Source organism: Pseudoalteromonas sp. SD03 (genome assembly GCF_040937955.1).
Lineage (GTDB): Bacteria > Pseudomonadota > Gammaproteobacteria > Enterobacterales > Alteromonadaceae > Pseudoalteromonas > Pseudoalteromonas tetraodonis.
In genome coordinates, this window is record NZ_CP162514.1 from 2,686,017 (window position 1) to 2,709,458 (window position 23,442).

Here is a 23,442-nt window from a genome sequence, read left to right on the forward strand (position 1 = left end):
AATTCTCCTACCTTTATATGTATTTGCGCGGGTATTTATTTATCCCCATTCTTACTTATTGTGGGGGCTGTGTGCAATTAAAAACCCATAAAAATAGGGCATTATGAATATTTTTTAAGAACCATTTACTATTAGATATTTTATTTAGACGTCTAGGCGTAAAAAAACTATGCAAGTTCATTTGTTTTAGATAAAATACGCGCCTTAATTTTTTAGCGCTAATACCGACGTTTGTGAAGCGCAATATTTGTGAGCATAATTACAATGGCAAAACATTTATTTACTTCTGAATCTGTTTCTGAAGGTCATCCGGATAAAATCGCCGATCAAATTTCTGATGCGGTACTTGATGCTATCCTAGAGCAAGACTCTCATGCCCGTGTAGCGTGTGAAACTTACGTTAAAACCGGTATGGTTATGGTTGGTGGTGAAATCACGACTAGCGCATGGGTTGATATCGAAGAAATTACACGTAAAACAGTACGTGAAATTGGTTACACACACTCAGATATGGGCTTTGATGCCGATTCGTGTGCAATTTTAAACACGATTGGTAAACAGTCTCCTGACATTAACCAAGGTGTTGACCGTACAAGCCCTGAAGAGCAAGGCGCTGGCGACCAAGGCCTAATGTTTGGTTACGCATGTAACGAAACTGAAGTATTAATGCCTGCTCCAATTACTTATTCTCACCGTTTAGTACAACGCCAAGCACAAGTACGTAAAAGCGGCGAGCTTAACTGGTTGCGTCCAGATGCAAAATCACAGGTTACGTTTGCATACGAAAATGGCAAGCCAGTAGGCATTGATGCCGTTGTACTTTCTACTCAGCACAGCGAAGATGTATCGCAAAGTGATTTAGTAGAAGCGGTAATGGAAACGATTATTAAGCCAGTACTTCCTGCTGAGCTGATTACTAGTGCCACTAAATTCTTTATTAACCCAACTGGCCGTTTTGTAATTGGTGGACCAATGGGTGACTGTGGTTTAACTGGTCGTAAAATCATTGTAGATACTTACGGTGGCATGGCTCGTCACGGTGGTGGTGCTTTCTCTGGTAAAGATCCATCAAAAGTTGACCGCTCAGCGGCTTATGCTGCACGTTATGTTGCTAAAAACATTGTTGCTGCTGGCCTTGCTGACAAGTGTGAACTTCAGGTGTCTTATGCTATTGGTGTTGCAGAGCCAACATCTATCAGTGTTGAAACATTTGGCACAGGTAAATTAGAAGAAGCGCGTTTAATCGAACTTATTCGTGAACACTTTGACTTACGCCCTTACGGCCTGATTCAAATGCTTGATCTTGAGCGCCCTATTTATCTTCCAACAGCGGCTTACGGCCACTTTGGCCGTGATGAATTCCCATGGGAACGCACAGATAAAGCAGACGCACTTCGCGCAGCAGCTGGCCTGTAAGCCACCTAGCTAATATTAAAACGGCCCTTTTTAGGGCCGTTTTGCTATGTGTATTAAGTTAGTCATAAAACAGTCTCGAACTGTTTAACATTTTAGGTATATACTCTGCTTATACAATAAAGCGTGTTAGGGATAAAAAATGGCCGACAATTTTCGTGTTATATTTGTAGGACTTGCAGAAGGCGCAGACAGCCAAGCAGTGACCAATGCACTGACAGAAAAACTAAAAACCTCACCTGAAAAGGTGGCGGCATTTTTTAATGGCAAGCCGCTGTTTGCTCCTAGCAACAAAGAGAAAGCCCTTAAGCAAGCTAAGTTACTTTCAACGCTGGGGATCAAAAGCAAACTTCAGCAAACAGCCCCTACACAAGCTACTTCTCAAAAAACGCACGACAGCCAGCGAGATCAGCGCTTATTTGATGCCCTAGATTACATTACTAGTAGCTTAATTCGTCTTGAAGAAAAACTAGAAGATATTGAACAACGTCTCCCTGAGGTTGAATTATCATTACCTGATGAAAATGACGAACCATGGGAAGATGACGATTTAATGCTTGATGAGCCACTCTCTACTACGCCTAAAAAACGCAGTAACCTTGTTTTATATTCGCTGATTTCTACAGCCGTAATATTACTTATTGTGCTTGCTGTGTACTTATTATTTCCTAATTTATTCTCTTTTTAATCATGGTTTAGTTATTTAATGAGTAATAATCGCGCACAAATAAGAGACGATATTCGTAAAGCACGTAATAACCTATCAAAAAACCAGCAAGAAATAGCGGCCCACTCGCTCAAAGTGAATTTTATTCAATATTTAAAAAGCATAAACTCGGCCAAAAAAAGCCATGTCGCGCTTTATTTAAGCAATGATGGAGAGCTAGATACCTCATTGTTAATTAATGAATTATGGAGCATTGAACAGCATGTTTACTTACCTGTAATTCACCCTTTCAACGGGGCTAATTTACTATTTCAACGATATGAAAAAAACTCACCCATGAGAGCAAACCGCTATGGTATCTTGGAGCCTAAGCTAAACTGCTCTCAAATATGCCCATTGCCAGCGCTTGATTATCTACTTATGCCACTTGTTGCATTTGATAAGTTTGGAAATCGCCTTGGAATGGGGGGTGGGTTTTACGATAGAACCTTGGCACGTTTACACGAAGAAAACTGGCAGCAACCACAACTTATTGGCCTAGCACACGAATGCCAACAAGTGGATAAGCTCCCAATTGAATCGTGGGATGTGCCTCTTAAAACTATTATTACACCCAATAAAACCTACTGTTGGTAACAATTAATCTTGTAAACTAACAGTCTATTTTTGACATAAATGAGCACATAGCAATGACACAAGATGAATTAAAAAAAGCAGCTGCATGGGCTGCACTGGAGTTTGTAAAAGAAAACACCATAGTGGGTGTTGGTACAGGCTCAACCGTTAATCATTTTATTGATGCTTTAGGCACAGTAAAAGACACCATCGTTGGTGCAGTATCTAGTTCAGAAGCGTCTACAGCACGTTTAAAAGAACTTGGTATAGAAGTATTTGAGCTAAATGATGTTGATGCTCTGGATGTATACGTTGATGGCGCAGATGAAATTAACGCTCTAAACGAAATGATTAAAGGCGGTGGTGCAGCGCTCACCCGTGAAAAAATAGTAGCGGCAGTGGCTAAACAGTTTGTGTGTATTGTTGATGACACCAAACTAGTCGATACCTTAGGGGATTTCCCGCTGCCAGTTGAAGTTATTCCGATGGCGCGCAGCTATGTTGCCCGCGAATTATTAAAACTTGGCGGTGATCCTGTGTATCGCCAAGGTGTTGTAACCGATAACGGCAACGTTATTTTAGATGTACATAATTTAAAAATTACCCATGCTAAACAGCTTGAAACACAAATAAATCAAATTGTTGGCGTAGTCACCAACGGCCTATTTGCAGAGCGCGGTGCTGATAAAGTGATTATCGGCACAAAAAATGGGCCACAAATTAAATAGGATATGGTTATGAGTAAGGTATCGTTAGCAAAAGACAAAATTAAAATTCTCTTGCTTGAAGGTGTTCATCAAAGCGCTGTTGAAACGCTAAAACGTAACGGTTATAGCAATATCGACTACGTTAAAACATCGCTACCTGAGGACGAGCTTATTGAGCGCATTAAAGATGTGCACTTTGTGGGGCTGCGTTCTCGTACTCATATTAATGAATCGGTATTAAATGCAGCTGAAAAACTGGTTGCTATCGGTTGTTTTTGTATTGGTACCAACCAAGTAGATTTAAACGCAGCACGTGAGCGCGGTATTGCAGTATTTAATGCCCCGTTTTCAAATACTCGCTCTGTAGCTGAGCTTGTACTAGGTGAAATACTGCTTTTATTACGTGGTATTCCACAGCGAAATGCCGCTGCGCACCGTGGTGGCTGGTTAAAAACAGCCAATGGCTCGTTTGAAGCGCGCGGTAAAACCTTAGGTATTATTGGCTACGGTCACATTGGTACTCAGTTGGGCATTATGGCTGAAAATATTGGTATGAACGTGGAGTATTACGACATTGAAGACAAACTGTCTTTAGGTAATGCGACACAAGTACATAACTTAACGCAGCTATTGCAACGCGCTGATATTATTAGCTTGCACGTACCTGAAACACCGCAAACTAAAAACCTGATTGGCACGGCTGAATTGGCGGTAATGAAGCAAGGCTCTATTTTAATTAACGCTTCACGTGGTACTGTCGTTGATATTGACGCCCTAGCAGAAGCGCTAACAGAGAAAAAACTCAGCGGCGCAGCAATTGACGTATTCCCAGTTGAACCTAAATCTAACGATGAAGAATTTATCTCGCCACTGCGTGAATTCGACAACGTTATTTTAACGCCGCATATAGGTGGTTCTACTCAAGAAGCACAAGAGAACATTGGTATTGAAGTAGCGGGTAAACTCGCTAAGTACTCAGATAACGGCTCAACTATTACTGCAGTTAACTTCCCTGAAGTATCATTGCCAGAGCTTGCTAATCGCAGCCGCTTGTTACACGTGCATCACAACCGCCCTGGCGTGCTAACGCAAATTAACCAAGCGTTTGCTCAGCACGGTATTAACATTGCCGCACAGTACTTACAAACCGATGAAGCAATTGGTTACGTGGTTATTGATGTAGACACCGATCACTCAGAAGTCGCACTTAAAGAGCTCAGTGCAGTTGAAGGTACAATTAGAGCGCGTATTCTTCACTAACTATCAGCTAAAATAATAAAAGCCGTACTTGAATAATCAAGTACGGCTTTTTTGTTTTAAATTGAATCCTGACGGCTTATAACTTACCGCTGTTATTTGCCTTTAACTTCTAAATTTATAAACTTAACCAGCTCTTCGGGTTGCCCTGCTAACATCATTAGTTGCTGATTCACTTCCATCATAGTTTTACCTTCAGGCAGTTTTGCTGACACACTAAACGAATTTAGTCCTTTAGCAAAATCAGTTAACGCCTTGGCTATTTCTTCGGTCACAGGTGCTTGTTGAAGCTGTTGATCAAGCATTGTTTGCATTTGCTCTAACGTCATACCTTGCTTTGCCAACTCGCTTTCTATTAAGCCTTTAAGATCACCTTGGTTATTAACAACTAAGCTAACATTACGTGGCTCTAGCTTACTCATTGCTTGCATAATCATTGTTTGCTGTTGTAGCTCTTGCTCATAAGTAAGCGGTGTATTACCTGCAGCTTGCTGAGCCTTACTGATTTCAAGTGAAGCATCCATAAGCGCTTTAGAGTTAGCAAGTCCCATGTCCATATCAATACTGGCAATATCATTAGCTTGCAGCTTAACAACAATATCACTGTTACCTGATTGCTCATCGTAATCTAATGAAGAGTGTAAATCATAACTGGCTGAGGCAAGTTGTGTATTTGTATCTGCAGGAAGTGTATCGACAAAGCTTTTATCAAATTGAAAGTTTTTTAACGTAAAAGCAGTATGTGGCGATATTTTATCGGTTTCGTAACCTGTCACTTCAACATGCTCAACCGTGGCAATTTTATCGCCCTCAGGGCTAGTCACTTCAATATTACTAATGGCAACACTGTTTGAAATAACACTCGCCGATAGCTCTGCGTAGTTAAAAGTAGCACCTGTTTGTTCGCTGACCAAGGCCAACTGTTTATCAACCTCAGCACGTACCTCTTGTGTTGCAACATAGTTTGCATAGCTCACGCCACCCACACCTGCAGCAATAATCGCGGCTGCAATCACTAATTTTTTCATGTCATTTCCTTATTAAACTCTTTATATAAGTGGCTTTAAGCAAGACTAACATTGAGAACATGCATCGTTAAGCACTTTTTGTTTGCTAGTTAATTAAACTCAGTAGCTCGTGCACTGTTTTAACTGGCGTTATTTTAGCACCCAGCCCTTCCATCGATTTATGGTAGTTACGAAATGGGATAAATATTTCAGTAAACCCATGTTGCGCCGCTTCTTTAACACGGGGTACACCACTGTCGATTGGACGCACATCTCCGTTTAAACTTAGCTCCCCCATAATACAGGTGGTTCGAGGTACAACAAACTCGTTCAAGCTACTTAAAAGTGCAGTAACAAGCGCTAAATCAATACAGGTTTCTGATTCATCAATTTTTAGACCACCCACAATATTAAAAAACGTATCGTGAAATATTTTAGTTTTAGTGTGTTTACGTAAAATACCAGTGAGCATTTTAATCCGGTTCATATTTAAACCAACACATACTCGCTGTGGAAATTCTGCTTCTGTTTCAGTGGTTAAACATTGAATTTCGAGTAGTAAATTACGATTACCTTTACGAATACAGGTAATCGTCGACCCCGGTGATTCAGTGGTTGAACCGGATAAGAAAATTTCGCTGGGGTTATCCACACTGAGCATACCGCGTTCACACATTTTAAAAATGCCCACAGTATCTATATCACCAAAGCGGTTTTTATTAGCACGCAGCGTACGCACTTGACCATCGTTGGTATCAATATGTAACAGTGCATCAACAATATGCACTAATGTTTGCGGGCCAGCTATTTCATTATTTTTATTTACGTGAGCAATAATGAACATAGTGACATCGTTTTGCTTACAATATTGGGTTAGCGCTTGAGCGGCACTTTTTACTTGCGAGGGTGAGCCAGGGCTACCATTAGCGGTGTCGGTGACCACGGCTTGAATAGAGTCGATAACGGCAAACTTAATTTTGTTTTTATCCAGCTCTTCAATAATGGTTTCAACACTGGTTTCAGAAAGTAAATAGAGCTCATCTTCGTTATAGTTAAGTTTTAAACGGTTTACTCGGTTTTTAAACTGCGACAAAGACTCCTCAGCAGTACAATAAAGCGATGGCATGCGCTGAGACATTCTTGCCACTAAATCCGATAGTAGTGTGGTTTTACCCGCCCCCGGATCGCCAGAAATAATATTAACCGAGCCGGTGGTCACACCGCCGCTTAGTACACGGTCAAGCTCGCCAATTTCAGTAAGCTGTTTTTCTGCCTCTGAGGTTGCTACTTCATTAATTTTTTTAGAGCCACCGCCAATACCACCGGCGTAGCCACCGACACTTGCACGAGCCGCTACTTTTTTGCTTTGCCCTGCAGAAGGTTTAAACTCTGCTAATGTGTTCCACGCACCGCAGCGACACTGACCTTGCCAGCGTTGATAGTTCATGCCACATTCTGTACAAACAAACTCTACTTTTGCCGCTTTAGCCATTTAAAACCTTACCTACTATTCTTTATTTTGAAATATTGACTGTTAAGCGCTTATTTTGCCATTGCTGGCTTTACCTTAGCAACAACGCCTTGTGGAATAGCGCATTTAGTATCACACTCACACTATACTGATGTAGTTTCATTTAACCTGCTTTAGGGCATGCTTCTTGCTTTAAAAAGCTAATAAAAACATGCCAATTAATTGGCTCATAACGAATAACAATAAACACAAAGTATAGTTACGCATAATATCGTGGTCGCATTTAACTACTTTTCGATATTAGATTTATTTAATTCTCTAATAAATGATTGCAACAGTATACCTACTTTTAAATTAGACGGTGATGATTTATAAATGGCTGAAGACGTATTGCTCAAGCATGAAGCGCTTGTAAATGAATTAAAACAGTATTTGGGAAATGCTAAGTTTGATCTCATTTTCAAGTCAAAAACCGCCGAGTTAAGCAAACCCGAGCAGTTTTTAATAAAAATGGAAATGTCGCGTTTATCTCAGCCGATAGACCGCTTTATTGATCTGCGTGGCTCAGTAACCGGCCAAGTAAAACCATATGAGCATAACGGTAAACAACACTTTATGGATGACACCGCCATTGAAGTATTCGAAGCATCAATAAAACAACATAAAGGCTACACCCTTGCCGTGTACGAAGCGGTGATGAATACCGAAAATAATTATCGTGTATTACAGCAAAAATCAACGACCACCCCAGCTAAAATAATTGAACCATTACCCGAACTGCCCACCGATGTAATTAAGTTTGCGGCTTATGAAAGTCGTAGCGAAGAGCGAATGAATTACTCAATTAAAATTACTATTGAGTACGATGAGCAAACAAAAATTGAAGCAAGTACTTCTGATATTTCACTCAGTGGCTGTAAAATTAAGTTGGCATCCCGCTATAACTTAAAAAAAGGTCAGCTTATTGTTATGCACTTAGTTGGCCTTGAACAAGATTTTGAGCTTGGGTTAAAAAATGGGATTGAATACGAAGTGGTTGCGATAGAAAACACCTCGGATGAATTTAATCATATTCGCTTAAAACGCACATTTAAAGAAAACAACACCGCGTTTGACCATTTTTTAGAAAGCTTTATTCACGGCAATAAACGCCGCTACAAAGTGAACTTAGATAACACCCTCGATGCAGTTATTTCTAAAGGATACGAGCAATATTACATTCCTAGGGTCAATTCGCTATACGTTTTTATAAGTCAAAAAAACGGTGTTTATTATCCAAGCTTAAGTTTAACTACAGAAAACAGCCTGTTTATTCAGCGTTACTTTACCGATGAGCGCAAAGTATCTTGCCTATACAGTGTGTTAAACCATAAGCGTATTCGTACCTTGGCACTAAAACCTGTTGCTGTAAAAGAGGAATATTTATATACCTTTACCCATGTCTCTGCAGGGAAAATTTACTACTATTCAGCCACTCGTTCAGAGCTTGAGCAACATGCACAATTAAAAGCGTTATTTTTTGGTTTTGGTAGCCGAAGAGACAGTTGGCGCTGCTTTAAATTACAATTGATGCCAAGCCATACTGAAGATGCTTATATTCCTTTATCTTTACCTAACTCTTTGGGTAAGGATATTGAGAAACTTAATAAACCGCCTTCACCACGTGTTGAAGGCGCCATAAAAGACGTAAAATATTTAATGCTACTTACTCAAGTAGGTAATAAGCATGAACAACAGCATTATCAACAGTATGAATTTGATAAAGCCTTGGCCAATAAATTGAAATTGTTTGGCCACAGTAAGCATGCATCACCGCCGGAGCTAAATACCGTGCCGTTAGAGTACGTGAACCTTCGTTCTAATAAGCGTTACCTTTATAAAACCAGCGTCGTTATTAACACCCGTGACTCAGTACTGCATGGCCATACTCGGGACTTTTCAGTCTTTGGTTTACAGCTAGAGTGTAATCAAGAAGTAAACTTTAAAAAAGGCGATATCGTGTCGCTGTCATTCCCCGATTTACAAAAAATCACCAAAAGTTATTCATTAAGTCTTATTCAATATGAAGTAATGGCGGTGAGTAAATCGTTAACCACGATTAATTTAAAAGCACATGTAGAGAAAAAGTCGCCTCATACTGGGGTCGATTTTTTTACTCTTTTAATTAACAGCAATAAACAAAAATTAAAAATAGCAGAAGAGTCACCTAAAGTACCTGGGCTTTCTACAGCACTTAGAAATATGGTAACCAAAACACTTTGCCAGTTCCCAATATACTTACATAAATCAATGGCTCACTTTGAAATTGGCGCCATGGGATTTGGTTTATATCCAAGCCCTCTGCATGTTATTTTACAAAATTTTTCACTGCTAAATACTAAAACAGACTTATCAAATATTATTACTAAAGCGCACATTGCTGATGTGATCACTCCGAATATTAAAGAGCGATCTCGCCAAGACTCGCCATTAGAATTTAGTTTGGTGATTAACTTCGATCCTAAAAAAGAAAATATAGCCGATGCAATTACCAGTCAGTGTATTTTAGGCACCGACTGCAGCGAGTTTAAACAGCAAATAAGTAAAGGGCTGAAGTCTGAGCTGGTTTTTATAATGCGTTTATATATTTCACGTACTGGTCGACTCGATACTGACTACTTAGCAAATGAGCTAAAATACGTTAGCCAATACGCAATTCACAAGGCTAAAGACTTAGAGGATGCCTTGTGGTCAGTATCGGGAGTTGGCGATATTATTGATGTAAGTGACGAAGCCCTTGTACATTTATCGCTCAACCAACAACAGGTTGAGCAAATGTCTAGGCGAAAACTAATTTGGTTAAACCGTTTACGTTAACCCTGTGATGGATTTAGCGGAACCGCCAACATATACAGCAATTGTAATAACGAGCCTTGGCAAATAGCCGCTTGGGCTTGTTCAACTACTTTAGGTTTGCCATGCACAGCAACGCCTAATCCTGCTTGAGCCATCATTTTTAAATCATTTGCGCCATCACCAATGGCAACTGTTTGCGTTTTTTCAAGGCCTAGTTTTTGTTGAAGCGATTCTAAAATAACCGCTTTTTGCTCAGCATCAACAATGCCTCCTAACACCTTACCTGTTAGTTTATCGTCTTTAAATTCCAATACATTGGCATGCACTTCATCTAAATTAATTAACTCTTGTACACGCTCTGCAAACGGCACAAACCCGCCTGATGCAATGGCTAAATACCATTGGTGGTGCTTTAAAATTTGGCACAATGCTTTAATACCCGGCATTAAAGGCAGTGCACTTTTAAGATCATCAATTAAGCTTTTTTCAATCCCTTTTAGCTTGGCAACGCGTTGGTTTAAACTCTCACTAAAATCAAGCTTACCTGCCATTGCCTGCGCGGTCACACTGGCAACCTCGTCATATACATTGGCTAAACGCGCAATTTCATCAATGCACTCAATAGTAATGGCTGTTGAATCCATATCCATTACCAATAATCCTGGTTTTTTTAAATCAGGGGGATTGGTTACTTGCACTAACTGACACGTCAAGGTATTTGCAAAAGTTTGAAGTTCAAGTGGGTTTATTGCCTGCTCTGTATTTTCTATATAAAAACATAATGCCGGAGATAACCCTAAATCTGGCTGGTATTGGCACATTGCTGTCACATTTTGCTGATGAGTGGCAAAAAATTCAATCATGCTATTGATATGCGCCATACTAAAATCGCCTGCAAATGCGATACTAAAAAGCCCTCGCTCTCTGCTTGGAATTGTATTTAAAGGTGCAAATACGCCCTTTTGATAGCTGAACCATTTATTTAGGGTAAGTTGTGATAATGGTTGCTCAGCGCTGTGCTGTGCCATGTTCGCATCCGACATGGGATCTCCGTTTATATTTCCTGACATTTAGCGCATTGATGATAAGGATATAAGATACAAAATTCGCCATCAGGGTGGATTTAAGGTTATAGTGTAGTTGTAACATCAAATCAAAATGCTGTCAGCAGCATATACGGTGACTATGAAAAATAACCATCTTAAAAATCCACTTACAGCCTCGCAAAAAAAGCGTTTAGTCCGTTTGCTATTGGCCGCTGGCTGCTTTGTATTATTAAGCTGGGTGGGTATAAATAGTAGCTTTCAAAGTCATCAACTGCTTTACGATAATGCCAATAGCGCAGCTAAATCTCTCACTCAGTTTATGGCACTGAATGCTAAAAATCCGCTGATAGAAAAAAACAAATCGCAACTGACCACCTTATGCAACAATATCAGTAAAGATGAATTTGTACTCTCGGCCACTATTTATGACAAACAAGGTGTGGTACTTGCGAGCAGCGATAATTGGCAATCGCATCATGTATATGGCTTATTACCTGACTCATCACCGGGTATTAGTAAGTTAAAAACGCCTTTTGTTGAGCAAGTTATTTCAGACGACAACCGCCCGATTGGCTTTGTATCTATTACCTATTTAACCCGTGCTGCGGTATCGGCTAGCCATAATCATTTTCATGATTTAGGTCGCCAGGTGCTACTTATGTTAGTGATTGCCTGTATTTTTACTTGGCAATTAGGCCGAGGATTAAAGCGCTGGCAAGTAAATCGTTATATACAAAAAACGTCTGAGCATGAATCATAAAGCTGCTCAGCTAATTGAAATTTATCGCTATTTGGTTTTAAACCATAAAGCGCATCAAATACGTTAGGAATATGCAGTGGGGTATTTACCTCCCCTTGATAGCCACTTAGCGGCATTGAAGGTGAGTCTGTCTCAAGCACTAACTGCTGCGGCTCAAGCTTTGCTATAACCGCACGTGTTTTAGCTGCACGCTCGTAAGTTATAACCCCACCGACTCCAAGTTTAAAACCCTGCTTTATATAATAGTGCGCTTGTTGAATTGAGCCTGAAAAAGCATGGATCATACCGCCGTTTTTTGGCCTACAACGCTTAAACGACTGCGCAATTAAATCATGGCTTTGCCTGTGATGAACAATTAGCGGTAAATCAAGCTCATTAGCAAGCGCTATTTGCTGCTCAAACAAAAAGGTTTGTTTTTCAAGATTGGAAATACTGCGATCGAGCCCGCACTCACCAATAGCCACCAGCTGTGTTTTATTTGCTTTAGCAAAATTAAATAATGACTCTAAATGTGATTGTTGGTGTTGCTCTAAAAAATAAGGATGCAGCCCTGCCGCTATGCTGACTTGTGGGTAGGTTGCTTTAAACTCTAGTAGGTTTTGAGATTGCGCCAAGCTAATACCTGGCACAATAAATTGGCTAACGCCCTTTGCTACACAGGCATTAATAAGTGATTCGCGGTTTGCATCAAACTCACTAAAATCAAGATGGCAATGCGAGTCTATAAACTTCAAAAAACTAGCCCACTACGGATTTAAGCGCGTTATTTGCCAGCTATTATCGGCCTGACGCTGATACATAAAGCGATCATGTAGACGATGAGCTCCGCCTTGCCAAAACTCGATTTTTTGCGGCACAACACAATATCCGCCCCAAAAATCAGGGAGTGGTATTTCACCTTTGGCAAACTTGTTTTTCATATTGGCAAAGGTTTCCATTAACACTTTGCGCGACGACACCGGGCGGCTTTGTTGCGACGCCCAAGCGGCTAATTGACTTTCTTTTGGACGTGATAAGAAGTACTTAGCCACGGCTGACGTTGGAAGCGGCTGCGCCTCACCATACACAATCACTTGGCGCTCCATGTGGTGCCATGGAAAGTGCAAGGAAATTTTATTATTGCCTTTAAGCTCTTGTGCTTTTCGTGAACCGGTATTAGTAAAAAACACAAAACCGTTATCATCTAAATGCTTTAGCAGCACAATACGCTGTGAAGGCTGACCGGTGTCATCAACCGTAGCGACCACCATTGCTGTAGGGTCGGGCAAGTTACTAGCAACAGCGTGCTCAAGCCAGGTTTCAAACTGCTTAAACGGATCATCAAGCAAGTTGTCTTCACTGAGTGCATCTTGCAGGTATTCACGACGAATATCTTCGAGTTTCATATCAAATCCTTCTAAAGAGCTATCAGCTATCAGCTATCAGCTATCAGCTATCAGCTATCAGCTATCAGCTATCAGCTATCAGCTATCAGCTATCAGCTATCAGCTATCAGCTATCAGCTATCAGCTATCAGCTATCAGCTATCAGCTATCAGCTATCAGCTATCAGCTATCAGCTACAAAATTGGTGAACATACCAAACAGTGTCAATATAAATCTAACACCTAAACCTAAAATTATCTGTAAGTCTAGGAGTGCTAGCAAGGCGGTAAAACTATTTATGCATAGGAGCATACGGTTTGTATGTGACTTAGGCTAAATAGTTTTACCAACGCAGCTAAAGCGAACTACACGCAGCAGACGTTCACCTAAGTAGTTTAGTCTAAGATAAGGCGGACACTCCGACTTATCCCTATGAGCATACGTAGTTGTATGTGATTAGGGCCAACTATTTAGTGCCAAGCTTCGCATCTGCAAGTGTAGGAGTGCTAGCAAGGCAATGAGTTTATTTATGCCAAGGAGCATACGTTCTTGTATGTGACTTAGGCTAAATAAACTCATTAACGCAGCTAAAGCGAACTACACGCAGCAGATTACATTTGCTCCATAACTTCGATACCTAAAAGATCTAGGCCCGTTTTCAGTGTATCCGCTACCAAATTACACAACACTAAACGACTATCACGAACACTTGGCTCTACGCCCTCTTTAAGTACTGGGCAAGCTTCGTAGAATGTCATGTATAGGCTGGCTAGTTCGTATAAGTAACCACATAGTACGTGCGGTGTGGCTTCATTGATCATCAGATCAAGGACTTCTTCTAACTGTAATAATTTAAGCGCGAGGGTTTTCTCTTGCGGCTCAATAATACTTACATCGGCTTTTAAGCTTGCAGCATCAACGCCAGACTTACGGAAAATACTGCGAACACGCGTATAAGCATATTGTAAGTAAGGGGCTGTTGCGCCTTCAAAGCTTAGCATGCTGTCCCAGTTGAAGATGTAATCGCTGGTACGATGCTTAGAAAGGTCAGCATATTTAACTGCGCCAATACCCACTTTACGTGCAATTTCACTACGGTCTTCGTCAGATAAATCTGATTCACGCTCAGCCAATTTAGCTGCTGCGCGAGTAATTGACTCTTCAAGCAAATCAGCTAATTTAACCGTACCGCCTGTACGGGTTTTAAATGGTTTGCCATCAGCGCCCATCATGGTGCCAAATGGGCAAAACTCGTAACTAGTTTCATCGCGTAACAAACCGGCTTTACGCGCAGTTAGCTCCACTTGATTAAAGTGAAGACTCTGGCGCGCATCAACAAAGATTAAAATACGCTCAGCGCCTAGCTTGTTTGAACGGTAATCACACGCCGCTAAATCAGTGGTTGCATATAAGAAGCCGCCACCTGATTTTTGCACGATAAACGCTGAAGGTTCACCGTCTTTATTTGCCAGCTCATCTAAAAATACCACTTGTGCGCCTTGCGACTCTACTGCAATATTTTTATCTTTTAATAAGCTTATAATATCGTTAAGTTCACTGTTGTATGCACTTTCAGCCATAATGTCGGCAGGTGTCAGTGTTACATTTAAACGCTTGTATACTTCTTCAGAATGCTTAACTGAAGTGGCAATAAATAGTTTCCACAGTTTTTCACAGTGTGCGTCGCCACCTTGCAGTTTAACTACGTAGTTACGCGCTTTATCGGCAAAGCCTTCTTCGTCGTCAAAACGCTTTTTCGCATCCCGGTAAAAGGTTTCTAAATCAGCAAGCGCAACAGTATCTAAATCAACACCTTGGTTAATTTGATCTTCTAAATGCGCAATTAACATACCAAACTGTGTGCCCCAATCACCCATGTGATTTTGACGAACAACGGTATCGCCTCTAAATTCAAGCGCACGTACTACGGCATCACCAATAATAGTTGAGCGTAAGTGACCTACGTGCATTTCTTTTGCAAGATTAGGCGATGAGTAATCAACCACTACTTTTTGTGGTTTGGTGTGCTCATTTACGGCAAGTTTTGCGTGGTTATTAGCAGCTTGTACGCTTTGAGCTAAAAACTCCGGCTTTAAGTGAATATTAATAAAACCAGGGCCAGCAATTTCCGTTTTTTCGGCAATGTCGCTTACATCTAACTGATCAATAATTTTTTGCGCCAATTCACGCGGGTTACTTTTCATTTTTTTAGCTGCGCCCATCGCGCCATTAATTTGGTAATCACCAAACTGTGGGCGAGTGCTTTGGGTAACTGCTGGGTTAGTATCTTCTGGTAGGCCTGCGGCGGTCATAGCGGCAATGGCTTTTTCTACTAAAATAGTACGAATATTCATAATATTATTTACCTTTATAAGCCCGCCAAAGCAGGCTTTGTGTTAATTCTAGAGGCTAAGTGCTAGTTTTCACGCGTGTGATTAAATGTCACTTCAGGGTAACGCTCTGTCGACAAGTTAAGATTTACACGACTCGGCGCGATGTAAGTTAAATTATCGCCACCATCAAGTGCTAAGTTGCTTTCGCACTTACGTTTAAATTCTTCAAACTTTTTAACATCATCACAGCTAACCCAACGGGCTGTATTTACATTCACGCTTTCGTAAATTGCATCAACGTTATATTCAGCTTTTAAACGCGCTACCACCACGTCAAACTGCAACACACCTACCGCACCTACAATTAAGTCATTATTAATTAATGGTCTGAATACTTGTACTGCGCCCTCTTCTGAAAGCTGTACCAGTCCTTTTAATAGCTGTTTTTGTTTTAATGGATCGCGCAGACGAATACGGCGGAATAATTCAGGGGCGAAGTTTGGAATACCGCTGAACTTAATTTTTTCGCCTTGGGTAAAGGTATCACCAATTTGAATCGTACCGTGGTTATGTAAACCAATAATATCACCAGCGTAAGCATCAGCTGCACGCTCACGATCGCCCGCCATAAAGGTTACCGCATCAGAAATACTCACTTGTTTACCTATACGCACATGATTCATTTTCATGCCTTGGCTGTATTTACCCGACACAATACGCATAAAGGCAATACGGTCACGGTGTTTTGGATCCATGTTGGCCTGAATTTTAAATACAAACCCAGTGAAGTTATCTTCTGTGGCTACAACTTGGCGGTCTTCTGTTTCACGAGGTAAAGGCGTTGGCGCCCATTCAGTCAGTCCATCTAGAACATGATCTACACCAAAGTTACCAAGTGCAGTACCAAAGTACACAGGCGATAACTCACCCGCTAAGAACAGATCTAAATCAAACTCGTGTGATGCACCAATAACCAGCTCTAACTCGTCACGTAACTGGGCTGCAAGTTCATCACCAATCGCTTGGTCAAGCTCTGGGTTATCAAGTCCTTTAATGCTACGCACTTCTTGAATAGTATGGCCTTGGCCTGTTTTGTATAAAATAGTTTCTTCGTTATGGATATGGTAAACACCTTTAAATTCTTTACCACAGCCAATTGGCCACGTAATAGGTGCACAGGCAATATTTAGCTCTGTTTCTACTTCGTCGAGTAGTTCCATTGGGTCGCGAATATCACGGTCACATTTATTCATAAAGGTAACAATCGGCGTGGTGCGCAGACGTGTTACTTCCATTAACTTACGGGTACGTTCTTCTACACCTTTGGCGGCATCTATCACCATTAAACACGAATCTACCGCGGTTAATGTACGGTAAGTATCTTCAGAGAAGTCTTCGTGTCCTGGAGTATCAAGTAAATTAACTAACGCATTGTTATATGGAAATTGCATTACTGAGGTAGTCACAGAAATACCACGCTCTTTTTCCATTTCCATCCAATCAGACTTAGCATGCTGATTAGAGCCACGCCCTTTTACTGTTCCGGCTTTTTGAATTGCTTGTCCGAATAACAATACTTTTTCTGTGATAGTGGTTTTACCCGCATCCGGATGCGAGATGATCGCAAAGGTACGGCGTTTATTAATTTCGCTAAGGAGATTTTGGTCTGCCATTAAAAAGGTTCTTTTAGTTGATATACGGATGTATTTGTATTTTAGTATGCTGAGCTTTCAAGGCTAAAAACAAGCTAACCTAGAAAGCGCAACATACCCCAACAAGAACCCAAATTAGCTCTTGTGACGCTATCCGTTAAGTTAATCGTAATTGAAGACTATTTTCGCTGATCTTGGCTTTATAAACAATCAATGGTTGGTTATTAACGGATCTTTTTTAAGTTTGGTGTTTTCAGCGATTATTAACAATAACGCTATAAATTGCCCACTAACTTAACACCAAGCTTGAGTAATGGTTCTGTAAATCATATTATTGTTCGATTACATGGAGGATTTGATGTTGGGTAATGAAAACCAGTAAGCTAAGTATTCGATTATTATGGTATATAACTCCACTGGTTATACTGCCGTTGTTATTTTTAGGTGGGTTTACGCTCACTAATGTAACTAACTCTACGCAAAAACAAGCTGACTTGATCATGAGTCGCTTTGTAGAGCAACAACAGCAAAAAGTATTCAACTATATAGACTCTTTTCATGCAACGGCTAAGTTACTCTCTGCCTCACCGGTACTAAGTGACTTTTTAGCTAAAGATTTATTTGAAGACGCCAGCTATACCTATCGCCTTGGGGCGTTAATGGATGTATTTGCCAGTTACAGTGAAGCCTACCCTGATATTATTAGTATTAATTTAGTCTCAAAAACCGGTGAAAGTGATGCCTATTACTCCAGTAATTTAACCGTAGCGCCCAAGTCTTATCCGTTTTTTGACCAAGTCATACAAAGCAATTTAAGCCAGCAGCAGTTTATGGTGCAAAAAGAAGATGGCACCACCAACTTATATTTTGTGCAACGCATATACAGCGTTGACTACTATTTAAAACGCCCACAACAACTTGGTTTTATTGTCCTTAAGGTCGAACCTTCGATTTTAAACACCAGTATTTTAGAAGCCCCTTATAACAACACCTTAAATTTGTTACTGGCCAGTGATGGTAAAATTTTATTTAGCTCTGATTACAAAATGCGTGGCCACTATGTTAGTGAGTATGAACTTAATAAAATTAATGACCTAGCTGATATTGGCAGCTTATCAACCATTGAGCTTTCGAGCGTTGATAAAATAGAACGATTGATTTTCGCAGCCCAAATGAGTGGCGGCTACTATTATGTGTCGACCATTCCTAAAGCGGTACTGTATCAATCAGGTAAAGCAATTAGTGTCATCACTGGGCTAATTGTAATTATTTCTGTGATCACCCTACCGATCTTAATTTTTATTGTGGTGCGCAATTTACTGCTTAACCCAATTGAATTACTAGGTGAAGCAAGTCACCGAGTAGGTGATGGCGACCTTTCAGTCACACTGCCTGCTTATACAACCGATGAGGTAGGCATACTGTTTAACGACTTTAATCACATGATTAACCAAATTAAGCACTATCAAGAGCAGCTAGAAGAATATAAGCATCACTTAGAAGACAAAGTAGAGAGCCGTACTAAGGCACTTGAATCAATGAATAGTAAGCTTGAAACAGCCATCGCTCAAGCAGAGCAAGCAAACCAGCTTAAGAGTCGTTTTTTAGCCAATATGAGCCATGAAATTCGCACTCCACTCACTGCCATTATGGGTTTTACCGAGCAACTACTGCATAGCGATAAGAAAACAAACGATAAACATCATTTAGGCACTATTCTTCGTAATTCAAAACATTTATTAGAGCTTATTAATAACATCCTCGATTTATCAAAAATTGAAGCCGAAAAACTCGCTGTTGAGCAAACACCATTAAATGTTGTGCAGCTTATTCATGATGTTGAATCAATCATTAAACCTTTAGCACAAGAGAAACAGCTTTCATTTACAATTAATTATTCGCTACCATTACCACATACCATAAATAGTGACGTTACTCGTTTAAAACAAATACTGATTAATATTGCCAGTAATGCAGTTAAATTTACTGAGCAAGGTCAGGTTACAATAACCGCTAAATACCAAGCACCAAAAATTCTTACATTTATAGTTGAAGACACCGGTATAGGCATGTCGGCAAACCAAATAAGTCGATTATTTACGCCATTTGAACAAGCTGATGCCACAACCACACGCCGATTTGGTGGTACAGGATTAGGGCTATGTATTTCAAAAAATTTGGCTCAGCTGCTCGGTGGCGATGTCAGCGTCACCAGTGAAGTGGGTGTGGGTAGTTGTTTTACTATCGATATAGATTGTCATTTAGGTAATGGGCTTAGTAGTAACCTGCTTTTGACTGAACACTCTCAGCTATCACCCGAAAAAGACCCGCAACTTTCTTTTGCAACCAATAACTTTGATGCGCATATTTTAGTGGCAGAAGATAACCCCGATAATCAGTTGCTGATAAAATTACTCCTTCAAACATGGGGGTTAGAGCCTGATATAGCCAATAATGGCGCACAAGCAGTAGAAATGGCACTAGTGAACGACTACCAGCTTATAATCATGGATATGCAAATGCCGGTTATGGGCGGCTTAGAAGCAACTAAAATGCTCAGAGATGCCGCCTACGATGGCCCAATTATCGCCCTGACCGCAAATGTCATGAACCATGATATAGATACTTACCTTGAAGCAGGCTGTAACAAAGCGCTTGGTAAACCCATTGATAAAGACGCACTAGAAAATGTATTAGTCAGCTATTTACACCTTGAACGCGATAATCAAAATAAGTGGGATAGCTTATTAAAAAGTGAGAAATTTCAGCAAATAAATGCTAATTATTTGGCAAGTTTACCTGATTACTTAAAGCAGATAAAAACCCTTTATAACAACCAAGATTGCGAAACACTACGCGCACTTGCCCACAGTATTAAGGGCAGTGCTGGTTGTTTTAACTTTGATGATATTTACCATAGCGCATCAGCGCTTGAGCAAAGTTTAAAAGGCAATGATATGACTCAAAGAGAAAAACGCGTTGTAGAACTCATTACAGCAATAGAACAAGCCATCGCTAATAAGTAATCATTAAAAATTTAAACCCAGTGCCATGCCCATTAAAATCGCATCTTCAAAGCCATTTTTATTTGGCGCATCGCTGGGGTAATAATTTTTACGTACTGACATTTCAATAAAGCCCGCACGCTCATACAAAGCAATCGCCCGCGTATTAGATTCGCGTACTTCTAAAAATAAGTTTTCGGCACTGTGTTGCTCGCCGTACGCTATAAACTGCGTTAATAACTGCTTAGCAAATCCTTGTCCCTGAAAGCTCGGGGCGACACAAATATCCATTAAGGTAAAATCGGGCCCTGCTTTTTCACCAATGTAAAAGCCTATCATTTGCTCGTCATCGAACGCAGCTAAATTAAAATAGCGCCCCTGCAAACACGACTGCATTGTTTTTAACGTCCAAGGGTGTGTATGACAGGCATTTTCAATGGCCATCAGCTCATTGATATTCTCATCGGTAACCGGCTTAAAGTGTATCAAGGTGTTCACTCATTAAAGCCCATAACGCACGTTTTTGCGCACAGGTTAGGTTAGAATCAGGCAGGCCTAATTGTTGCTCACTAAACTCAATGGTTGACGATTTAACAATTGAGTTTATTGTTACAGGCGCAAAGGCACGCTCAATATCATCTTTTAATGTATCACAGAGTATTAACGATGAAGTCGCTGACAACTCAGCTTGAGCTGGGCGAAAGTGTTGATTAAGTTCAAGCTTTTCTATACCAAAAACAGATGCGTAACGTGAATGCATAACAACTCGATGGATTAGTAAGATGAATAATATAGGAAGTAATCAAAACGATGTAAAGAAGAAATGGCAGGGGCGGAGAGATTCGAACTCCCAACCGTCGGTTTTGGAGACCGCTGTTCTACCAATTGGAACTACGCCCCTGCAATGACGATGAATTATATAGAGCTTTTTATAAAGGTAAAGTAAAAAAACACGGTTTGCAGTTCAATTGCTTTCAAAATAAACAAAACGGCGAATTAGCAAGCTAATAAAGCTCTTTTTTAAACATACCCAAGCTATCTGTAAAAAGTAAAAGGGCCAAACACAGTTATAATAATTTAAAGCGCTTCATTCGCTCGAAAGATAATGTTGCTGAATAACAAGTTGAAGGTACTCAAGGAATGCTTTTACTTTTTTGAACGGATATCTACGTCCAGAATAAAAAGCATACAAAACCAAATCTTCAGGCTCATCAGCTAAGGAATCTATTTTTGTTAACTGCCCTTCTTCTAGCTCTTGTCTGCACGCTTCAAAAGGAAGTATCGCAAAACCTAGCCCTTTTAGTGCAGCGGATTTTGCCATATGCCCACTATTAACTTTGTAACGGGATGCAACATTAACTGTGCCTGCTCGTTTGAATTTCCATGGCATTCCTTGTAAGACTGATAAGCTTGTAATACAGGGAAGCTTACCAAGTTCAGTCGTTGAATTTGGTTTAGGATGTTTATCTAGTAAAAAAGGAGAAGCTACGACACAACTTGGCCAACGAACCAGCTCTTTTGCAACCCATCCAGAATCCTCCACAGGGCCTCGTCCAAAACGTATCACTACATCAAACCCTTCTAATAGCCCTTCTTCGGGATTAAGCTGAGTATCACAACTTAACTGAATGTTAGGGTGTTTATAACAAAACTCAGCCATAGCCTCTGCCAAAAACGGTAAATCAGGTGTAATGACTTTTAAATGCCCTGAAACTAAATCACTATTTTGATAGGTTTCTTGTAAAACATCCCTCATCGCAACAAGCAGCGGAGTTAAGTTTTGGTAAAGAAGTTCTCCCGCTTCTGTCGCGACCATTTTTCGTGTTGTACGTTCTAATAGCCTTACATTCAACGCTTGTTCTAAAAGTGCAACATGACGGCTCACATTTGATTTGGGAATTTGGCACAGCTCAGCAGCCCGCTTAAAACTTAATTGTTCAAATACTTTCTGGAAGCTAAGAAGCCACTGTAATTCAATATTATTTAGCAAAACTATCTCATAAAATGGGATTTACAAACCAAAATTACCATATTTATCCTGTTTATTGGACCAGTGATAATCACTTTTTTCTTAAAAACTGGGAAGATTTAAATGAGTTCAATTAAACATATAGCCATTATAGGTGCAGGTATTGCTGGCCTTGCGTTAGCGATATTTGCAAGAAAACAAGGTATCAAGGTTACCTTATTCGAAAAAAACAACAGTTTTTCTACAATCGGTGCCGGTGTTACGTTATGGCCTAATGCGACCTTTGTGCTTGAGCAGCTAGGTCTAATAGATAATTTCACCCAGTGTGGGGGTCAGCCAGTTGCTATGCAACAGTACGACAAACAAGCCACTCAATTGGGTGAGTTTAATATTCAAACACTAAACTCTCTGTGCGGCTTTCCAACTATTAGCATATTACGTCGTGACTTAATAAAGATACTCGCCGAGCGACTAGAGAAACTGGGTGCCACTATTCACTTCAACCAAGCCGTCAATACTCAGGTCGTTGCGCAATTAAAAGATAAGTTTGACCTTGTAGTAGGCTGCGATGGACGAATGCAGTCGAAAGCTCGAGAGTATCTGTATAAAGTGCCTATGCCAACTAAATACCAAGGCTTCATTAATGTAATAGGCATCAGTGAAATTGACCTAACTCCTTTTGAGCAGACAATTCATGACTTTAGAGATAATAATGAACGCTTTGGTATAGTACCTGTAGCAAACCAACATTGTTACTGGGCTGCTGCATGGCCTAGTGAACTTGATAAAACGAAATCAATGGAGCAGTGGTTTGAAGAAATGCATGAGCGTTTTCAGGATTGGCCTAAAAAAGTTCAACAGGTACTTAATAGCTATAATCCACGCAGTTTAAAACGCATATTTGTACATGATATCGACCCACTTCCCTGTTGGCACAATGAGAATCTCATTATTATCGGAGATGCTGCACATGCTTCCTTACCCACATCGGGGCAAGGTGCTAGCCAAGCGCTTGAAGATGCTTGGCACCTAGCTCAATTATTTAAGACAAAATGTAGCCTCAATGTTATTTTGAAGAGGTTTTATGAAACTCGTATTCATAAAACCTCCAGCGCCCAAAACATGGGTAGACTAGTAGCCCAGCATATCTTTAAACAATCATCTAACTCGGCCACAGATGCACCAAGTATATCCGCAGAAGAGCTCAGTCAACTCTATATGCAAGGAATAAACTTAACTCATACCAAATGATAACCGTCTAAATAACAAAAACCCGCTTCAAAAAAGCGGGTTTTGGCCCAAGTAGAAAATTCTGTCATATCACGACGAAGTTCTTGTTTC

19 protein-coding genes and 1 tRNA gene are annotated in these 23,442 nt (G+C 40.4%); 9 read left to right on the forward strand and 11 right to left on the reverse strand.

The window, feature by feature from the left end; translation table 11 throughout:
• Positions 1 to 264: 264 nt before the first annotated feature.
• The 5 genes from metK to serA all read left to right on the forward strand — a co-directional run bounded on the left by metK (position 265) and on the right by serA (position 4,662).
• Positions 265 to 1,416, forward strand: coding sequence for a methionine adenosyltransferase (gene metK / locus ABZP26_RS12625; protein ID WP_010387726.1), 1,152 nt, complete (start codon positions 265 to 267; stop codon positions 1,414 to 1,416).
• A 139-nt stretch (positions 1,417 to 1,555) separates the two neighbouring features.
• The gene (locus tag ABZP26_RS12630; protein ID WP_368485010.1) at positions 1,556 to 2,101 is read left to right on the forward strand and encodes a hypothetical protein; all 546 of its coding nucleotides are present in this window, start codon (positions 1,556 to 1,558) and stop codon (positions 2,099 to 2,101) included.
• A gap of 18 nt (positions 2,102 to 2,119) precedes the next feature.
• Positions 2,120 to 2,716, forward strand: coding sequence for a 5-formyltetrahydrofolate cyclo-ligase (locus ABZP26_RS12635; RefSeq protein ID WP_368485011.1), 597 nt, complete (start codon positions 2,120 to 2,122; stop codon positions 2,714 to 2,716).
• A 53-nt stretch (positions 2,717 to 2,769) separates the two neighbouring features.
• Positions 2,770 to 3,423, forward strand: a complete 654-nt coding sequence (gene rpiA, locus ABZP26_RS12640) for a ribose-5-phosphate isomerase RpiA (RefSeq protein ID WP_013465690.1) — start codon at positions 2,770 to 2,772, stop codon at positions 3,421 to 3,423.
• A gap of 9 nt (positions 3,424 to 3,432) precedes the next feature.
• On the forward strand, positions 3,433 to 4,662 hold the full coding sequence (gene serA / locus ABZP26_RS12645) for a phosphoglycerate dehydrogenase (RefSeq protein WP_028833921.1): 1,230 nt from the start codon (positions 3,433 to 3,435) through the stop codon (positions 4,660 to 4,662).
• Positions 4,663 to 4,754: 92 nt separating this feature from the next.
• On the opposite strand, the gene ABZP26_RS12650 is transcribed toward serA, so the two are convergent.
• A complete protein-coding gene (locus ABZP26_RS12650; RefSeq protein ID WP_368485012.1) occupies positions 4,755 to 5,687 on the reverse strand; it encodes a hypothetical protein in 933 nt (310 codons plus the stop codon).
• 85 nt (positions 5,688 to 5,772) lie between these two features.
• Positions 5,773 to 7,158 (reverse strand): DNA repair protein RadA, encoded by a 1,386-nt coding sequence (gene radA, locus ABZP26_RS12655; RefSeq protein WP_013465693.1) that lies wholly within the window; start codon positions 7,156 to 7,158, stop codon positions 5,773 to 5,775.
• A gap of 354 nt (positions 7,159 to 7,512) precedes the next feature.
• Between radA and ABZP26_RS12660 the strand changes: the two genes are divergently transcribed.
• Complete coding sequence (locus ABZP26_RS12660; protein ID WP_368485013.1) at positions 7,513 to 9,993, forward strand: PilZ domain-containing protein; 2,481 nt, start codon at positions 7,513 to 7,515, stop codon at positions 9,991 to 9,993.
• Here ABZP26_RS12660 and serB read toward each other — a convergent pair.
• Positions 9,990 to 11,015, reverse strand: a complete 1,026-nt coding sequence (serB, locus tag ABZP26_RS12665) for a phosphoserine phosphatase SerB (protein WP_368485014.1) — start codon at positions 11,013 to 11,015, stop codon at positions 9,990 to 9,992. The two genes, ABZP26_RS12660 and serB, sit on opposite strands and share 4 nt — an antisense overlap.
• A 142-nt stretch (positions 11,016 to 11,157) precedes the next feature.
• On the opposite strand from serB, the gene ABZP26_RS12670 reads away from it, so the two are divergent.
• Positions 11,158 to 11,778, forward strand: a complete 621-nt coding sequence (locus ABZP26_RS12670) for an AhpA/YtjB family protein (protein ID WP_024602098.1) — start codon at positions 11,158 to 11,160, stop codon at positions 11,776 to 11,778.
• Here the strand turns inward: ABZP26_RS12670 and ABZP26_RS12675 are convergent.
• The 4 genes from ABZP26_RS12675 to prfC form a co-directional block, all read right to left on the reverse strand.
• Complete coding sequence (locus ABZP26_RS12675; RefSeq protein WP_368485015.1) at positions 11,745 to 12,512, reverse strand: TatD family hydrolase; 768 nt, start codon at positions 12,510 to 12,512, stop codon at positions 11,745 to 11,747. The two genes, ABZP26_RS12670 and ABZP26_RS12675, sit on opposite strands and share 34 nt — an antisense overlap.
• A 12-nt stretch (positions 12,513 to 12,524) precedes the next feature.
• Complete coding sequence (gene pdxH, locus ABZP26_RS12680) at positions 12,525 to 13,163, reverse strand: pyridoxamine 5'-phosphate oxidase (RefSeq protein ID WP_024602100.1); 639 nt, start codon at positions 13,161 to 13,163, stop codon at positions 12,525 to 12,527.
• Between the two features lie 590 nt (positions 13,164 to 13,753).
• Complete coding sequence (argS, locus tag ABZP26_RS12685; RefSeq protein ID WP_368485016.1) at positions 13,754 to 15,496, reverse strand: arginine--tRNA ligase; 1,743 nt, start codon at positions 15,494 to 15,496, stop codon at positions 13,754 to 13,756.
• Positions 15,497 to 15,558: 62 nt separating this feature from the next.
• Complete coding sequence (prfC, locus tag ABZP26_RS12690; RefSeq protein ID WP_290191587.1) at positions 15,559 to 17,148, reverse strand: peptide chain release factor 3; 1,590 nt, start codon at positions 17,146 to 17,148, stop codon at positions 15,559 to 15,561.
• 347 nt (positions 17,149 to 17,495) lie between these two features.
• Between prfC and ABZP26_RS12695 the strand changes: the two genes are divergently transcribed.
• The gene (locus tag ABZP26_RS12695; protein ID WP_368485017.1) at positions 17,496 to 20,153 is read left to right on the forward strand and encodes an ATP-binding protein; all 2,658 of its coding nucleotides are present in this window, start codon (positions 17,496 to 17,498) and stop codon (positions 20,151 to 20,153) included.
• A gap of 3 nt (positions 20,154 to 20,156) precedes the next feature.
• Here the strand turns inward: ABZP26_RS12695 and rimI are convergent, their stop codons facing one another.
• The 4 genes from rimI to ABZP26_RS12715 form a co-directional block, all read right to left on the reverse strand.
• Positions 20,157 to 20,621: a ribosomal protein S18-alanine N-acetyltransferase gene (rimI, locus tag ABZP26_RS12700; protein ID WP_368485620.1), complete on the reverse strand. Its 465-nt coding sequence runs from the start codon at positions 20,619 to 20,621 to the stop codon at positions 20,157 to 20,159.
• Positions 20,608 to 20,892, reverse strand: a complete 285-nt coding sequence (locus ABZP26_RS12705) for a hypothetical protein (RefSeq protein ID WP_010387704.1) — start codon at positions 20,890 to 20,892, stop codon at positions 20,608 to 20,610. Before ABZP26_RS12705 ends, rimI begins: the two co-directional genes overlap by 14 nt.
• Positions 20,893 to 20,956: 64 nt before the next feature.
• Positions 20,957 to 21,033 (reverse strand) — tRNA-Trp (locus tag ABZP26_RS12710).
• A gap of 186 nt (positions 21,034 to 21,219) precedes the next feature.
• A complete protein-coding gene (locus ABZP26_RS12715; protein WP_096038701.1) occupies positions 21,220 to 22,122 on the reverse strand; it encodes a LysR family transcriptional regulator in 903 nt (300 codons plus the stop codon).
• 102 nt (positions 22,123 to 22,224) lie between these two features.
• On the opposite strand from ABZP26_RS12715, the gene ABZP26_RS12720 reads away from it, so the two are divergent.
• Complete coding sequence (locus tag ABZP26_RS12720) at positions 22,225 to 23,352, forward strand: FAD-dependent oxidoreductase (protein WP_368485018.1); 1,128 nt, start codon at positions 22,225 to 22,227, stop codon at positions 23,350 to 23,352.
• Positions 23,353 to 23,442 lie beyond the last annotated feature (90 nt).

Coding starts and splice junctions, on each gene's coding strand:
- ABZP26_RS12720 (WP_368485018.1), top strand. CDS start 22,225: ATGAGTTCAATTAAACATATAGCCATTATAGGTGCAGGTATTGCTGGC.
- radA (WP_013465693.1), bottom strand. CDS start 7,158: ATGGCTAAAGCGGCAAAAGTAGAGTTTGTTTGTACAGAATGTGGCATG.
- ABZP26_RS12695 (WP_368485017.1), top strand. CDS start 17,496: ATGAAAACCAGTAAGCTAAGTATTCGATTATTATGGTATATAACTCCA.
- metK (WP_010387726.1), top strand. CDS start 265: ATGGCAAAACATTTATTTACTTCTGAATCTGTTTCTGAAGGTCATCCG.
- ABZP26_RS12660 (WP_368485013.1), top strand. CDS start 7,513: ATGGCTGAAGACGTATTGCTCAAGCATGAAGCGCTTGTAAATGAATTA.
- ABZP26_RS12650 (WP_368485012.1), bottom strand. CDS start 5,687: ATGAAAAAATTAGTGATTGCAGCCGCGATTATTGCTGCAGGTGTGGGT.
- rpiA (WP_013465690.1), top strand. CDS start 2,770: ATGACACAAGATGAATTAAAAAAAGCAGCTGCATGGGCTGCACTGGAG.
- ABZP26_RS12705 (WP_010387704.1), bottom strand. CDS start 20,892: ATGCATTCACGTTACGCATCTGTTTTTGGTATAGAAAAGCTTGAACTT.
- argS (WP_368485016.1), bottom strand. CDS start 15,496: ATGAATATTCGTACTATTTTAGTAGAAAAAGCCATTGCCGCTATGACC.
- pdxH (WP_024602100.1), bottom strand. CDS start 13,163: ATGAAACTCGAAGATATTCGTCGTGAATACCTGCAAGATGCACTCAGT.
- serB (WP_368485014.1), bottom strand. CDS start 11,015: ATGTCGGATGCGAACATGGCACAGCACAGCGCTGAGCAACCATTATCA.
- ABZP26_RS12635 (WP_368485011.1), top strand. CDS start 2,120: ATGAGTAATAATCGCGCACAAATAAGAGACGATATTCGTAAAGCACGT.
- serA (WP_028833921.1), top strand. CDS start 3,433: ATGAGTAAGGTATCGTTAGCAAAAGACAAAATTAAAATTCTCTTGCTT.
- ABZP26_RS12670 (WP_024602098.1), top strand. CDS start 11,158: ATGAAAAATAACCATCTTAAAAATCCACTTACAGCCTCGCAAAAAAAG.
- ABZP26_RS12630 (WP_368485010.1), top strand. CDS start 1,556: ATGGCCGACAATTTTCGTGTTATATTTGTAGGACTTGCAGAAGGCGCA.
- prfC (WP_290191587.1), bottom strand. CDS start 17,148: ATGGCAGACCAAAATCTCCTTAGCGAAATTAATAAACGCCGTACCTTT.